At 63.2% G+C, this 13,492-nt stretch carries 12 protein-coding genes; 9 read left to right on the top strand and 3 right to left on the bottom strand.

Annotated features, from left to right (window positions below):
• Window positions 1–8: 8 nt before the first annotated feature.
• Window positions 9–896, bottom strand: coding sequence for a methylenetetrahydrofolate reductase [NAD(P)H] (gene metF / locus DNX69_RS25935; RefSeq protein WP_110788891.1), 888 nt, complete (start codon window positions 894–896; stop codon window positions 9–11).
• A 410-nt stretch (window positions 897–1,306) separates the two neighbouring features.
• On the opposite strand from metF, the gene DNX69_RS25930 reads away from it, so the two are divergent.
• On the top strand, window positions 1,307–2,323 hold the full coding sequence (locus tag DNX69_RS25930) for an LLM class flavin-dependent oxidoreductase (protein WP_110788890.1): 1,017 nt from the start codon (window positions 1,307–1,309) through the stop codon (window positions 2,321–2,323).
• Between the two features lie 152 nt (window positions 2,324–2,475).
• On the opposite strand, the gene DNX69_RS25925 is transcribed toward DNX69_RS25930, so the two are convergent.
• Complete coding sequence (locus DNX69_RS25925; RefSeq protein ID WP_110788889.1) at window positions 2,476–3,318, bottom strand: prephenate dehydratase; 843 nt, start codon at window positions 3,316–3,318, stop codon at window positions 2,476–2,478.
• 70 nt (window positions 3,319–3,388) lie between these two features.
• Window positions 3,389–4,123, bottom strand: a complete 735-nt coding sequence (locus DNX69_RS25920; RefSeq protein ID WP_110788888.1) for a 3-deoxy-manno-octulosonate cytidylyltransferase — start codon at window positions 4,121–4,123, stop codon at window positions 3,389–3,391.
• Window positions 4,124–4,327: 204 nt separating this feature from the next.
• Between DNX69_RS25920 and DNX69_RS25915 the strand changes: the two genes are divergently transcribed.
• The 8 genes from DNX69_RS25915 (at window position 4,328) to DNX69_RS25880 (ending at window position 13,487) form a co-directional block, all read left to right on the top strand.
• Window positions 4,328–4,882 carry a c-type cytochrome gene (locus DNX69_RS25915; RefSeq protein WP_110788887.1) on the top strand — a complete coding sequence of 185 codons (555 nt, stop codon included), beginning with the start codon at window positions 4,328–4,330 and terminating at the stop codon, window positions 4,880–4,882.
• A gap of 211 nt (window positions 4,883–5,093) precedes the next feature.
• Complete coding sequence (locus tag DNX69_RS25910; protein WP_110788909.1) at window positions 5,094–6,989, top strand: extracellular solute-binding protein; 1,896 nt, start codon at window positions 5,094–5,096, stop codon at window positions 6,987–6,989.
• A 14-nt stretch (window positions 6,990–7,003) separates the two neighbouring features.
• On the top strand, window positions 7,004–8,872 hold the full coding sequence (locus DNX69_RS25905; protein WP_110788886.1) for an extracellular solute-binding protein: 1,869 nt from the start codon (window positions 7,004–7,006) through the stop codon (window positions 8,870–8,872).
• Between the two features lies 1 nt (window position 8,873).
• Window positions 8,874–9,983, top strand: coding sequence for a microcin C ABC transporter permease YejB (locus DNX69_RS25900; protein ID WP_110788885.1), 1,110 nt, complete (start codon window positions 8,874–8,876; stop codon window positions 9,981–9,983).
• Window positions 9,983–11,161 (top strand): ABC transporter permease, encoded by a 1,179-nt coding sequence (locus tag DNX69_RS25895; protein WP_110788884.1) that lies wholly within the window; start codon window positions 9,983–9,985, stop codon window positions 11,159–11,161. The genes DNX69_RS25900 and DNX69_RS25895 overlap by 1 nt, the downstream gene beginning before the upstream one ends.
• 33 nt (window positions 11,162–11,194) lie before the next feature.
• Window positions 11,195–11,410 carry a hypothetical protein gene (locus tag DNX69_RS25890; protein ID WP_110788883.1) on the top strand — a complete coding sequence of 72 codons (216 nt, stop codon included), beginning with the start codon at window positions 11,195–11,197 and terminating at the stop codon, window positions 11,408–11,410.
• Window positions 11,410–11,850 (top strand): type II toxin-antitoxin system VapC family toxin, encoded by a 441-nt coding sequence (locus DNX69_RS25885; RefSeq protein WP_110788882.1) that lies wholly within the window; start codon window positions 11,410–11,412, stop codon window positions 11,848–11,850. The genes DNX69_RS25890 and DNX69_RS25885 overlap by 1 nt, the downstream gene beginning before the upstream one ends.
• On the top strand, window positions 11,850–13,487 hold the full coding sequence (locus tag DNX69_RS25880) for an ABC transporter ATP-binding protein (RefSeq protein ID WP_110788881.1): 1,638 nt from the start codon (window positions 11,850–11,852) through the stop codon (window positions 13,485–13,487). The genes DNX69_RS25885 and DNX69_RS25880 overlap by 1 nt, the downstream gene beginning before the upstream one ends.
• Window positions 13,488–13,492 lie beyond the last annotated feature (5 nt).

Genomic DNA, 13,492 nt, shown 5'->3' with positions numbered 1-13,492 from the left:
TTGCAAACTCACGCTGCTTGCCTTGCTGCCTGCGGCCGGAAGCCCAGCAGATGGCTGATGGCGAACACCAGGTCCGCGCGGTTCATGGTGTAGAAGTGAAAGTTGCCGACGCCGTGCTTGGCGAGCTTATGAACTTGGCCGGCCGCGACCGTCGCAGCCACCAGCTTGCGGGTGTCGGGGTCGTCGTCGAGGCCTTCGAACTGCTTGGCCAGCCAGTCCGGCACGCTGGCGCCGGCGCGGGCGGCGAAGCCGGCGGCCTGCTTGAAGTTCTGCACCGGCAGAATGCCAGGCACGATCGGGATGTCGATGCCGCGGGCGCGGACGCGGTCGAGGTAGCGGAAGTACAAATCGTTGTCGAAGAAGAACTGGGTGATGGCGCGGGTCGCGCCGGCGTCGACCTTGGCCTTGAGGATGTCGAGATCGGCGTCGAAGCCGGTGCTCTCCGGATGCTTCTCCGGATAGGCCGACACCGTGACGTCGATGTCCGGATAGCGCCGCTTGATCGAGGCGACCAGATCGGCCGAGCTGCGATAGCCCTGCGGATGCGGCGTGTAGGTGCCACCGAGGCCGGTGGTCGGATCGCCGCGCAGCGCCACGATGTGCCGGACCCCGATGTCGTGATAGCGCGTCACCACCTCGTCGACATCGGCGCATGGCGCGTCGACGCAGGTCAGATGCGCCGCCGGCGTCAGGTCGGTCTCTTGCAGGATCCGGGCGATGGTGGCGTGGGTGCGCTCTCGGGTGGAGCCGCCGGCCCCGTAGGTGACCGAGACAAAGCTCGGATGCAGCGGCGCCAGCCGGCTGATCGCCTGCCACAAATTGCGCTCCATCTCCTCGCTCTTCGGCGGGAAGAACTCGAAGGAGATCGCCGGAAGCTGCTGCGGCAGGTCGCTCATCTGATCGTCATCCAGTTTGAAAGGCCGGTTCGGGTGTCCATCGGCGCGCGCGGCTGCCCAACGGTCAGGAACCTCCACGAACCGCGTTAAATTAGGCCGAACTGCTTCCAGCGACCAGCCCACTTTCGGTGATATCGGATTGGGAAGTTGCCCATAATAGTCAATTTTCCCCGCCCATGGCAGCTTCTATAATAACGTGTGTGGGCAGACGATGCAGGGGTGTGGATCGAGGAATATTCTTTTTTGTCAGATGGTTGCTTGCGGTGGTGCGATCCAGGCGAGGCCAAAGCCTGCCGACGGGTTCGCGCCTGCGGTGATTCTGCCCACAAAGAGGCTCAGGGAAGGGCTATCGTCAAATTGCCTAGCCCAATACCTTTGCGCCGGCCCCGGTCGAGTACTAGGTTAGGCTCATGCTGCCACTTTCAATCCTCGATCTGTCCGTCGTCACTACCGGCACGCCGCCGGCGACGGCGCTGCGCAACTCGATCGACCTCGCCCGCCACGCGGATTCGCTGGGCTATGTGCGCTACTGGCTGGCCGAGCATCACAGTCTGCCGTCGGTCGCCAGTCCCGCGCCCGACATCATGATTGGGCAGATCGCGGCCGTGACCGAGCGCATCCACGTCGGCTCCGGCGGGGTGATGCTGCCGAACCACGCGCCGCTTATGGTCGCGGAGCGCTTCAAGATGCTGGAGGCGCTGTTCCCCGGCCGGATCGATCTCGGCATCGGCCGCGCGCCAGGCACCGACCAGGCGACGATGCACGCGCTGCGCCGCCGGCTCGACATCCGCGAGGGCGACGACTTCCTCGAGCGACTCCAGGAACTGACGCTGTGGGAGACGCGCGGCTTTCCGCCCGGCCATCCCTACAACAACGTGGTGGCGATGCCCGACGATGCGCCGTTGCCGCCGATCTGGCTGCTCGGCTCCAGCGATTACAGCTCCGAGCTCGCCGCGCAGGTCGGCATGGGCTTCGCGTTCGCGCACCACTTCGCTTCGCACGATGCCGTCGCGGCGCTGACGCATTATCGCAGCAACTTCCGGCCGACGCGGTGGCGGTCGACGCCGCACGGCATTCTTGCGGTGGCCGTTGTGGTGGCCGAGACCGACGAGGAGGCGGAGCGGCTGGCGAGCTCGATGGATCTCAGCCGCCTGTTGCGCGACCGCGGCCGTTACGTGACGCTGCCGAGCGTCGAAGAGGCGATGGCGTATCCTTACACAGAGGCCGACCGCGCTTCGATCGCGCGCAACCGCTCGCGGCTGTTCGTCGGCAGCCCGGCGACGGTGCGGCAGGTGCTGCAGCCGCTGATCACCGCGAGCCACGCCGACGAATTGATGGTGATCACCGCGGTCTATGATCACGAAGCGCGCAAGCGAAGCTACAGCCTGCTGGCCGACGCATTCGAGTTGCAGCGCGCGGCGGCGTAGTTGGACAAAACAACTTTCGTCATTGCGAGGAGCACTCGGATCGGCGCTTCGCGCCGTCCGAGCACAGGCTCCGCGACGGAGCAAACCAGAAGCTCAGTGCACCGAGCTGGATTGCTTCACTTCGCTCGCAATGACGTGGATGGGCCCGTTGTCTACCGCTCGCTGAACGTGGCGCGGAACGGGTGGCCCGGATAGACGCCGACGATGCGGAATTCGCGGGAGAAGAACTTCAGCTCGTCGAGTGCGAAAGCGAGGCCGCGGTCCTCGGGGTGGCCTTCGACGTCGGCGTAGAACTGCGTGGCGAAGAAATTGCCGTCGACCATGTAGCTTTCCAGCTTGGTCATGTTGACGCCATTGGTGGCAAAGCCGCCGAGCGCCTTGTAGAGCGCGGCCGGCAGGTTGCGTACCCGGAAGACAAAAGTGGTGACGAGCTGGCCCGAGCCCTGCTGCGCCCAGCGCGGCTCGCGCGCCAGCACCACGAAGCGGGTGGTGTTGTGCGCTTCGTCCTCGATGTCTTCGGCCAGGATGTCGAGGCCGTAGATCTTCGCCGCCAGCCGCGACGAGATCGCCGCGCAGGTCTTGTCGCCGCGCTCGGCGACGATCCGGGCAGAGCCGGCGGTGTCGCCGGCGACGATCGGCTTCAGGCCGAATTTGCGGATGATGCGGCGGCACTGGCCGAGCGCGTGGACGTGGCTTTCGACAGTCTTGATGTCTTCGAGCTTGGCGCCGGGGACTGCAACGAGCTGATGCCGGATCGGCAGGAACCACTCGCCGACGATGAACAGCTTGGAGGTCGGTAGCAGATGATGGATGTCGGCGACCCGGCCGGCGACCGAGTTCTCGATCGGGATCATGCCGAGATCGGCTTCACCTGAGGAGATCGCGCTCAGTGCGTCCTCGAAGGTGGCGCAAGGCATCGCCTCGGCGGTGGGATAGGCGTCGCTGATCGCGATGTGGGAATTGGCGCCGGGTTCGCCCTGGAATGCGATTTTCATGGTCTGATCTTAGCGTCCTGTGTCTGGCGCGCGTTCTAGCAGCCGCAGCGGTTTTCGCCAGAGGGCGGGGTCAGCCGCCGAGCACGCGCCGCGCCGTCTCGAGGTCGGCGGGCGTATCGACCCCGCGCGGCACGGTGTCGACGATTCCGACATCGATTCGCATTCCGGCTTCGAGGGCGCGCAGCTGTTCGAGCTTCTCGCGCAGCTCGAGCGGGGAAGGGGGCAGCGCCACGAACCGCTCCAGGGCGGCGCGGCGGTAGCCGTACAGGCCGATGTGATGGTAGCGCGGCCCATCGCCCCACGGTGCGGTGGCGCGCGTAAAGTACAGCGCCCGCAACCGGTCCGCGGCCAGCGGTGAGCCGATCACCTTGACCACGTTCGGGTTGGTGGCCTCTTCCTCGGTGTGGATTTCGGCCGCCAACGTGGCGATGTCGACGGCCGGGTCGGCGAGCGGCCCCAGCACCGCGCCGATCTGCTCGGGGCGGATGGTCGGGAAATCGCCCTGCAGGTTGATCACGGTCTCGATCTTGCGCTCCGGATCCAGCGTCTGCAGCGCCTCGAAGATGCGGTCTGATCCGGAGGGATGATCGGCGCGGGTCATCACCACCTCGCCCCCATGGGCAGTCACGGCCGCGGCGATCTCCGGCGTGTCGGTCGCCACCGCCACCCGGCCGATCTCGGCCGCCTGCGCCCGGCGCAGCACCTGCACCACCATCGGCAGCCCGGCGATATCGAGCAGCGGCTTACCGGGTAGCCGGCTCGCGGCCATTCGGGCGGGAATCAGGACCAGGGTGGGATGGGACATCGGCGAATGGCGTTCGAAACTGATTGATGCGCCGCAGCGAACGCAGCGAAGCTGGTATCAGGCTGCCCGAAACGACACGTGTATGGCGCTTATACGGGTTGCCAGGGCAGGGGCAAACCGATATCTCATCACAACTAAAGTCGAGTTGAGAATGCCTCCGATGAACAGGTCGGGATGCGACCAGTTCGAAAAACGTGAGCCACCATGGATACTTTCGAACTCAACAAAATCGTCGGCGCGATCTTCGGAACCTGCCTGATCCTATTGCTGTCCAATTTCGCGGCCCAGGCGATCTTCTCCCCGACCAAGCCGGAAAAGCCGGGCTACGCCGTCGCGGTGAAAGAGGCCGAGCCGGCGCCGAGCAAGGAGGCCGCGCCGAAGGCGGACGAGCCGATCGAGAAGCTGCTGCAGACGGCGTCGGTCGACCAGGGCGCCAAGGTCGCCAAGAAGTGCGCGGCCTGCCACACGTTCGAGAAGGGCGGCCCGAACCGCGTCGGACCGAATCTCTACGGCATCGTCGGCGACCATCGCGGCGAAGGCCGCAACGGCTTCAATTTCTCGGCGGCGATGAAGGCTAAAGGCGGCGCTTGGACCTTCGACGAACTGAACAAGTTCCTCGCCAATCCGAAGGGATACATCCCCGGCACGGCGATGGGCTTCGCCGGCATTCCGAACGACAAGGAGCGGGCGGACCTGATCGCCTATCTCAATAAGAATTCGGACGCTCCCGAGGCGCTGCCGGCGACGGCCGAAAAGTAACGATCATTCCAGCAATGAGTGCGAACGGCCGGGGCTTCCCCGGCCGTTTTCATGTGGGCCTCTGTTCGAATTAAACATCGGTAACCGGGACCTTTCGCCGCAAGTCGGCCGCGCCTGGGGTGTTATCCTCCGCCAAAATCGCCATAATTGGACGAATCCTCGGATATGTCCGGTCTGGCCGATGACCGCAGTGAACAGGGATTTCCGTATCGTGAGTTTGACCCGACGACATCTCCTCCAGGGCGGCACGTTGGCCGCGGCAATTCCGGCTCTCGGCCTTGGTTCCGACCTGTTCGGAGCAGCCCCCGCGCGCGCTGATACCGCCACTCAAGGAGCTGCTTGGCGGCACGGCCTGTCGTTGTTCGGGGATCTGAAATATCCGGCGGGGTTCGCGCAATTCGACTATGTCGACCCGAAGGCGCCAAAAGGCGGAGCGACGCGGCAGATCGCCCTCGGCACCTTCGACAATTTCAATCTCGCGGTCGCCGGCGTGAAGGGCAACATCGCCGGCGCCGTCGGCTATCTCTACGAGACGCTGATGACCTCGTCGCTGGACGAAGTCGGCACCAGCTACGGCCTGCTCGCCGAGGGGGCCATGTATCCCGACGACTTCTCCTGGGTGGTCTATCGCCTGCGCAGCGAAGGGCGCTGGCATGACGGCAAGCCGGTGACGGTCGAGGACGTCGTGTTCTCGTTCGATGCGCTGAAGAAATACAGCCCGCGCTATGCCTCGTATTATCGTCACGTGGTCAAGGCGGAGAAGGTCGGGGAGCGCGACATCCGCTTCACCTTCGATGCTCCCGGCAACCGCGAGTTGCCGGTGATCGTCGGCGAACTGATGATTATGCCGAAGCACTGGTGGGAAGGCGTCGACGCCCAGGGACGCAAGCGCGACGTCTCGGCGACGACGCTCGAGCCGCCATTGGGCTCGGCGCCCTACAAGATCAAGGAATTCGTCGCCGGTCGCTCGGTAGTGTTGGAGCGCGTCAAGGATTACTGGGGCGAGAAGCTGCCGGTTCGCCTCGGCCAGAACAATTTCGACGAGCTGCGGTTCGAATACTTCCGCGACAACACGGTGGCGCTGGAGGCCTTCAAGGCCGATCAGGCCGATTGGATCATGGAAAATTCCGCCAAACAGTGGGCCACGGCCTACGACTTCCCGGCGGTGACCGACAAGCGTGTCGTCAAAGAGGAATTCCCGATCAACGATTCGGGAAGGATGCAGGCCTTCGTGCTCAACACCCGCCGTGAGATGTTCGAGGACGCTCGGGTGCGGCGCGCCTTCAACTACGCGTTCGACTTCGAAGAGATGAACAAGCAGTTGTTCTATGGCCAGTACAAGCGCATCGACAGTTTCTTCGAAGGGACCGAGCTCGCCTCCAGCGGGTTGCCTGAAGGGCAGGAGCTGGCGCTCCTCGAAACCGTGCGCGACAAGGTGCCGGCCGAGCTGTTCACCCAGCCCTATACCAATCCGGTCGGCGGCAATCCCGAAGCGGTGCGTTCGAATTTGCGCGAGGCGATGAAGCTGGTGAAAGAGGCTGGCTTCGACATCAAGGATCGCAAGCTGGTCGATCCGTCCGGCAAGCCGGTCGTGGTCGAGATGCTGGTCCAGGATCCGTCGTCGGAGCGTATCGCGCTGTTCTATAAGCCGTCGCTGGAACGACTCGGTGTCACCGTTTCGATCCGTGTGGTCGACAATGCGCAATATCAGAACCGGGTTCGCGCATTCGATTTCGATATGATCACCGATCTATGGGGGCAGTCGCTGTCACCGGGCAACGAGCAACGCGACTATTGGGGCTCGCAGGCTGCCGATCAACAGGGGTCTCAGAACACCATCGGTATCAAGAATCCGGCGGTCGACCTCCTCATCGACAAGATCATCTTCGCGAAAGACAGGGCTTCGCTGGTCGCGGCGACGCGGGCGCTCGACCGCGTGCTGCTCTGGAATTTCTATGTCGTGCCGCAATTCACCTACAGATTCATGCGCTACGCGCGCTGGGATCGGTTCAGTCACGCGCCGCTGCCCAAATATGGTCGTTCCGGATTGCCGTCGCTGTGGTGGTACGACGCCGACAAGGCTGCCGCGCTCGGCAGGCGCTCTTGAGGATTGCTTCGCGTATGGCGCAACTCAATCGTCGCAACGTGCTCGCTCTCGGCGTCGGCGCGCTCGCGGTCGCGCATCTGCGGGAGAGCGCAGCCGCGACCGAAGGCGAGACCGCCTCGCATGGGATCTCGGCGTTCGGCGACCTCAAGTATCCGGTCGATTTTACGCATTTCGACTATATCGATCCGCGCGCCCCCAAAGGGGGTCTGTTCTCGACCATCCCGTCGGTGCGCGCATTCAATCAGTCGTTCCTGACCTTCAATTCGCTCAACGCCTACATTCTCAAGGGCGACGGCGCGCAAGGGATGGGATTGACCTTCGCGACACTGATGGCGCGCGCTGGCGACGAGCCGGACGCCATGTACGGCTTCGCTGCCTCCAAGGTGGTGATCTCACCGGACGGGCTGACCTATCGATTCACGATGAGGCCCGAAGCGCGGTTTCACGACGGCAGTAAGCTGACCGCACGCGACGCCGCGTTCTCGCTCAACATCCTCAAGGCCAAGGGCCATCCGCTGATCACGCAGCAGTTGCGCGATTTCGTCGAAGCGAAAGCGGAGGACGACGCGACGTTGGTGGCCACCTTCAAGCCGAAGCGCGCCCGTGATGTGCCGCTGTTCGTCGCCGGCCTGCCGCTGTTCTCGGAAGCGTACTACGCCAAGCAGCCGTTCGAAGAGTCGACCATGGAGGTGCCGCTCGGCAGCGGGCCGTACAAAGTCGGGCGGCTGGAGTCGGGCCGGTTCATCGAGTTCGACCGGGTGAAGGACTGGTGGGGCGCGAAACTGCCGGTCAACATCGGGGCCAACAATTTCGACACCGTGCGATACGAATTCTATCGCGATCGCGATGTGGCCTTCGAGGGCTTCACCGGGCGGAGTTATTTGTTCCGGGAGGAGTTCACCTCGCGCATCTGGAATACCCGCTACGACTTTCCGGCGATCCACGACGGCCACGTCAAGCGCGAGATGCTGCCGGACGAAACGCCGTCCGGCGCCCAGGGCTGGTTCATCAACACGCGCCGCGACAAGTTCAAGGACCCACGGGTGCGCCAGGCGCTCGGCTGTGCATTCGATTTCGAATGGACCAACAAGACGATCATGTACGGCACCTACGCGCGGACGGTGTCGCCGTTTCAGAATTCCGACCTGATGGCGGTTGGAACGCCGTCGCCGCAGGAACTGGCGCTGCTCGAGCCGTTCCGCGGCAAGGTGCCGGATGAAGTGTTCGGCGAGCCGTTCGTGCCGCCGGTGTCAGATGGCTCCGGCCAGGATCGGACGCTGCTGCGCCGGGGCGTCCAACTTCTGAAAGAGGCCGGATTTCCAATCAAGAACGGCAAGTGCCTGACCCCGTCGGGCGAGCCTTTTCGAGTCGAGTTCCTGCTCGACGAGCCGGCGTTCCAGCCTCACCATATGCCCTTCATCAAGAACCTCGGCACTTTGGGCATTGAGGCCACTTTACGCATGGTCGATCCGGTGCAACTCCGGGCGAGGCGCGATGATTTCGACTTCGACCTGACGATCGAGCGTTACGGATTCTCGACTGTGCCCGGAGACGCGCTCCGCAACTACTTCTCGTCGCAAACGGCCGCTATCAAGGGCTCCAACAATCTGTCCGGCATCGCCGATCCGGCGATCGATGCGCTGATCGATCAGGTGATCGCCGCCGACAGTCGCGCCAAGCTGGTGATTGCCGCCCGCGCGCTCGACCGGTTGATCCGCGCCGGTCGCTATTGGGTGCCGCAATGGTACTCGGCCTCGCATCGGCTGGCCTATTGGGACGTATTCGGTCATCCGCCGAAGCTGCCGAAATATGCCGGCGTCGGCGTTCCGGACTTATGGTGGGCCAAAGACGCGGCGGCTGCCGCCGACCGAGGAACCAAATAGTATGGCAGCCTATATTGCCCGCCGCGTCCTCTTGATGTTTCCGACCTTGCTCGGGATTCTGTTTGTCTCCTTCGTTGTGGTGCAGTTCGCGCCCGGCGGGCCGGTCGAACGGGTCATTGCGCAGATTTCCGGCGCCGACACCGGCGCCTCGTCGCGGATCTCCGGATCATCGGGCGGCGATTTCGGAGCGCGGCCGCAAGCGGCCGGTTCGGCCGATGCCGTCAATTCGAAGTATCGCGGCGCGCAGGGTCTCGACCCCGAGTTCGTCAAGAGCCTGGAGAAGCAATTCGGCTTCGATAAGCCGGCCCCGGAGCGCTTTGCGCTGATGCTGTGGAATTTCGCCCGGTTCGATTTCGGTAAGAGCTATTTTCGTGACGTCAGCGTGCTGCAACTGATCAAGGAGAAGTTGCCGGTTTCGATGTCGCTCGGGATCTGGATGATGCTGCTGACCTATCTGATCTCGATTCCGCTCGGCATCCGCAAGGCGGTGCAGGACGGCTCGAAATTCGATACCTGGACATCGGCGGTGATCATCGTCGGCTTCGCAATTCCAGGCTTTCTGTTCGCGATCCTGTTGATCATCCTGTTCGCTGGCGGCTCGTTCTTCAGCTGGTTTCCGCTGCGCGGACTGACGTCCGACGGCTGGAGCGAGTTTCCCTGGTATTGGAAGATCATCGACTATTTCTGGCACCTGACCTTGCCGTTGATCTCGATGGCGCTCGGCGCTTTCGCAACCATGACGCTGCTGACCAAGAATTCGTTCCTGGACGAGATCCGCAAGCAATACGTCATGACCGCGCGAGCCAAAGGCTGCAGCGAGACCCAGGTGTTGTACGGGCACGTGTTTCGAAACGCCATGCTGATCGTGATCGCTGGATTTCCGAGCGCATTCATCGGGGCGTTCTTTTCTGGATCGCTGTTGATCGAAACCATCTTCTCGCTCGACGGCCTCGGTCTGCTCGGCTTCGAAAGCGTACTCAATCGAGACTATCCGGTGGTGTTCGGCACCCTGTTCATCTTTTCGCTGGTCGGCCTGGTGGTGAACCTGATCTCCGATCTGACCTATATGTGGATCGATCCGCGGATCGACTTCGAGGCGCGGGACGTTTGATGACGGTGATGTCACGCGAACCGATCGAGAGCACCACCGCGGCGCCGCTTGGCGAGGCAGTGCCGCCTGCGCGCCACCGGCTATCGTTTTCGCCGCTGAACAGGCGGCGCTGGCAGAATTTCAAAGCCAACCGCCGCGGCTACTGGTCGCTCTGGGTCTTTCTGGTGTTGTTCGGCGTCTCGCTGTTCGCCGAGTTCATCGCCAACGACCGGCCGCTTCTGATCAAGCTCGACGGCCATTACTATTTCCCCGCGGTGGTCACCTATGCCGAAACCACTTTCGGCGGCGATTTCGAGACTGCTGCGGATTATCGCGATCCTTATCTGCAGAAGTTGATCGCCGACAAGGGCGGTACCGTGATCTGGGCGCCGATCCGTTATTCCTACGACACGCACAATCTCGATCTGCCGACGCCGGCGCCTTCGAAACCGACCTGGCTGTTGACGGAGAAGGAATGCGCTGCAGTGGTCGCCAAGAAGGGCGTCAAAAGCTGCAGCGACCTCGAATACAATTGGCTGGGGACCGATGATCAGGGGAGGGATGTCGTCGCCCGGCTGATCTACGGCTTCCGCATTTCGATCCTGTTCGGCCTCAGTTTGACGATCATCTCGTCGATCATCGGCGTGGCTGCCGGCGGCATCCAGGGGTATTTCGGCGGCTGGGTCGACCTCGGCTTTCAGCGCTTCATCGAGGTGTGGACTGCGATCCCGTCGCTGTATCTGCTGTTGATCCTGTCCTCGGTCCTAGTGCCCGGCTTCTTCGTGCTGCTTGGTATTTTGTTGCTGTTCAGTTGGGTGTCGCTGGTCGGTCTGGTGCGGGCCGAGTTCCTGCGCGGACGCAATTTCGAATACATCATGGCGGCGCGAGCGCTTGGCGTTTCCAACGTCAAGATCATGCTGCGGCATCTGCTTCCGAACGCCATGGTGGCCACCATGACGTTCCTGCCGTTCATCGTCTCGTCCTCGGTGATGACGCTGACCGCGCTCGACTTCCTCGGCTTCGGCCTGCCGCCCGGCTCGCCGTCGCTGGGCGAGTTGCTCGCGCAGGGCAAGGCCAACGTCCAGGCACCGTGGCTCGGCTTCACCGGGTTCTTTGCCGTCGCGATCATGCTGTCGCTGCTGATCTTCATCGGCGAAGCCGTCCGCGACGCCTTCGACCCGCGCAAGACGTTCAGGTGAGGGCGTGGTAAACTCCTGTCCGGAGCAGAGGCGATGAACAAGATCGTACGAGAGTACCCGGTCGATAAGCTGCCGTCGGACCTTCAGGAAGGTCTGCCGCAGCATGGTTGGGTCGAGATCGAATTCAGGCCCAAGGCAGATCGTCAGCCGAGGGTCATGCTCGCTCCGTTGGCAGGCTCCGTTCCCAATCTCCACGGCAGCGACCAGGACGTCGTTCGGTATATCCGCGACTTGCGCGAAGATCACTGATGTGGGAGCGCTACAAAGAACGTCCGATCTACCTGGACTCGAACATCATCATCTATGCGATCGAGCAAGGCAGCCAATGGGCCGAGACGATCCGTGCGTTTTTGAGCGCGGTCGATGCCGATACAGTGCGAGTGGTGACCTCCGAACTGACGATTGCCGAGGTCATGCCAAAGCCGATCTCGCTCAAGAGCCCCGACTATTTGGAAAAGTACGAGTTGTTCTTTTCACCTCTTAGTCCGCTTCTGACGGTGCCGGTCAGTCGCGACATTCTCCTGTCCTCCTGTCATCTCCAGGCTGAGCTGGGAATCAAACCGATGGATGCGATTCACGTGGCGACTGCGCGGGCGACGGGATGTGATTACTTCTTGACCGAAGACCAGCGGCTGGGCCGCGCAATCGCCGGCGGGCCGACATGGCTTCAACTCTGCGAGCTTGCCTGATGGACGCGATCAACCAGCCTTTGCTCGACGTCAGCGACCTGTCGGTCGCGTTTCACCAGCCGAGCGGCGCCACCACCGCGGTCGACCATATTTCGTACCAGATCAAGCGCGGCGAGTGCGTCGCGCTGGTCGGGGAGTCGGGGTCGGGCAAGTCGGTGAGCGCGCTGTCGATTCTGAAGCTGCTGCCGTATCCGAGCGCATCGCATCCGTCCGGACAGATCCGGTTCAAGGGGCGCGAACTGCTCGGCATGTCCGAGCGCGAGATCCGTGGCATTCGCGGCAACGAGATCTCGATCGTATTTCAGGAGCCGATGACCTCGCTCAATCCGCTGCACACGATCGAGGCGCAGATCGGCGAGATCCTGCAATTGCACGGCGGGGTGCGCGGCGCCAAGGCGCGGTCGCGGATCATCGAGCTGCTGACCCAGGTCGGCATCCCGGAGCCGGAGACACGCCTCGCCAGCTATCCGCATCAATTGTCCGGCGGCCAGCGGCAGCGGGTGATGATTGCGATGGCGCTCGCCAACGAGCCGGACCTGCTGATCGCCGACGAACCGACGACCGCGCTCGACGTCACCGTGCAGGCGCAGATCCTGGCGCTCCTCGCCGACATCCGCGCCCGGCTCGGCATGAGCATGCTGTTCATCACCCATGATCTCGGCATCGTCCGCCGCATCGCCGACACGGTGTGCGTGATGCACACCGGTAAGATCGTCGAGCAGGGGCCGGTCGAGCAGGTGTTTGCCGATCCGCAGCATCCCTACACCAAGGCGCTGCTCGCGGCCGAGCCGAAGCCCGATCCGGCGCCGCCCTGTCCCGATGCGCCGGTGGTGATCTCGACCGACGATCTCAAGGTCTGGTTTCCGATCCGTCGTGGCCTGCTGCGCAAGACGGTCGGCCATATCAAGGCAGTCGACGGGGTGACGCTGGCGATCCGTAAGGGCGAGACGCTCGGCGTGGTCGGGGAGTCCGGTTCGGGCAAGACCACGCTCGGATTGGCGCTCCTGCGGCTGATCTCGTCGGACGGACCGATCGTGTTTCTCGGTGACGATGTTCAGGGGCTGAAGTTCAAGCAGATGCGCACCTATCGCCGCGATATGCAGATCGTATTTCAAGACCCGTTCGGCGCACTCAGTCCGCGCATGTCGGTGGGCGATATCATCGCCGAGGGGCTCAGCGTGCATCAGCCGCAGCTCGACGAGGCCGAGCGCGAAGCGCGGGTGATCAAGTCGCTGAAGGACGTCGGTCTCGATCCGGCGACGCGCTTCCGCTATCCGCACGAATTCTCTGGTGGCCAGCGTCAGCGGATTTCGATCGCGCGCGCGGTCGTGCTGGAGCCCAATTTCGTGGTGCTCGACGAGCCGACCAGTGCGCTCGATATGTTGTTTCAGGCGCAGATGGTCGATCTGCTTCGCGAACTGCAGCGCAAGCGCGACCTGACTTATATGTTCATCTCGCACGATTTGCGCGTGGTGGCCTCGCTCGCCAGTCATCTGATCGTCATGAAACAGGGCAAGGTCGTGGAGGAAGGCCCTGCGGCGGAGCTGTTCAAGGCTCCGAAGACCGACTATACGCGTGCGCTGTTCGCCGCCGCGTTTCGGCTCGAGACCTCGCCCGACGGCGCCGCGGCCCAATAGGTGGT

It is taken from the genome of Rhodopseudomonas palustris, assembly GCF_003226555.1.
Lineage (GTDB): Bacteria > Pseudomonadota > Alphaproteobacteria > Rhizobiales > Xanthobacteraceae > Rhodopseudomonas > Rhodopseudomonas palustris_I.
Note: the sequence above shows the minus strand (reverse complement) of the source record. Positions and strands in the feature narration are given on the sequence as shown.

What these genes read in the sequence shown, in the direction of transcription:
- DNX69_RS25925 (WP_110788889.1), bottom strand. Translation starts at nt 3,318, where the DNA reads ATGAAAATCGCATTCCAGGGCGAACCCGGCGCCAATTCCCACATCGCG.
- DNX69_RS25885 (WP_110788882.1), top strand. Translation starts at nt 11,410, where the DNA reads ATGTGGGAGCGCTACAAAGAACGTCCGATCTACCTGGACTCGAACATC.
- DNX69_RS25895 (WP_110788884.1), top strand. Translation starts at nt 9,983, where the DNA reads ATGACGGTGATGTCACGCGAACCGATCGAGAGCACCACCGCGGCGCCG.
- DNX69_RS25880 (WP_110788881.1), top strand. Translation starts at nt 11,850, where the DNA reads ATGGACGCGATCAACCAGCCTTTGCTCGACGTCAGCGACCTGTCGGTC.
- DNX69_RS25890 (WP_110788883.1), top strand. Translation starts at nt 11,195, where the DNA reads ATGAACAAGATCGTACGAGAGTACCCGGTCGATAAGCTGCCGTCGGAC.
- DNX69_RS25905 (WP_110788886.1), top strand. Translation starts at nt 7,004, where the DNA reads ATGGCGCAACTCAATCGTCGCAACGTGCTCGCTCTCGGCGTCGGCGCG.
- DNX69_RS25915 (WP_110788887.1), top strand. Translation starts at nt 4,328, where the DNA reads ATGGATACTTTCGAACTCAACAAAATCGTCGGCGCGATCTTCGGAACC.
- DNX69_RS25900 (WP_110788885.1), top strand. Translation starts at nt 8,874, where the DNA reads ATGGCAGCCTATATTGCCCGCCGCGTCCTCTTGATGTTTCCGACCTTG.
- DNX69_RS25920 (WP_110788888.1), bottom strand. Translation starts at nt 4,123, where the DNA reads ATGTCCCATCCCACCCTGGTCCTGATTCCCGCCCGAATGGCCGCGAGC.
- metF (WP_110788891.1), bottom strand. Translation starts at nt 896, where the DNA reads ATGAGCGACCTGCCGCAGCAGCTTCCGGCGATCTCCTTCGAGTTCTTC.
- DNX69_RS25930 (WP_110788890.1), top strand. Translation starts at nt 1,307, where the DNA reads ATGCTGCCACTTTCAATCCTCGATCTGTCCGTCGTCACTACCGGCACG.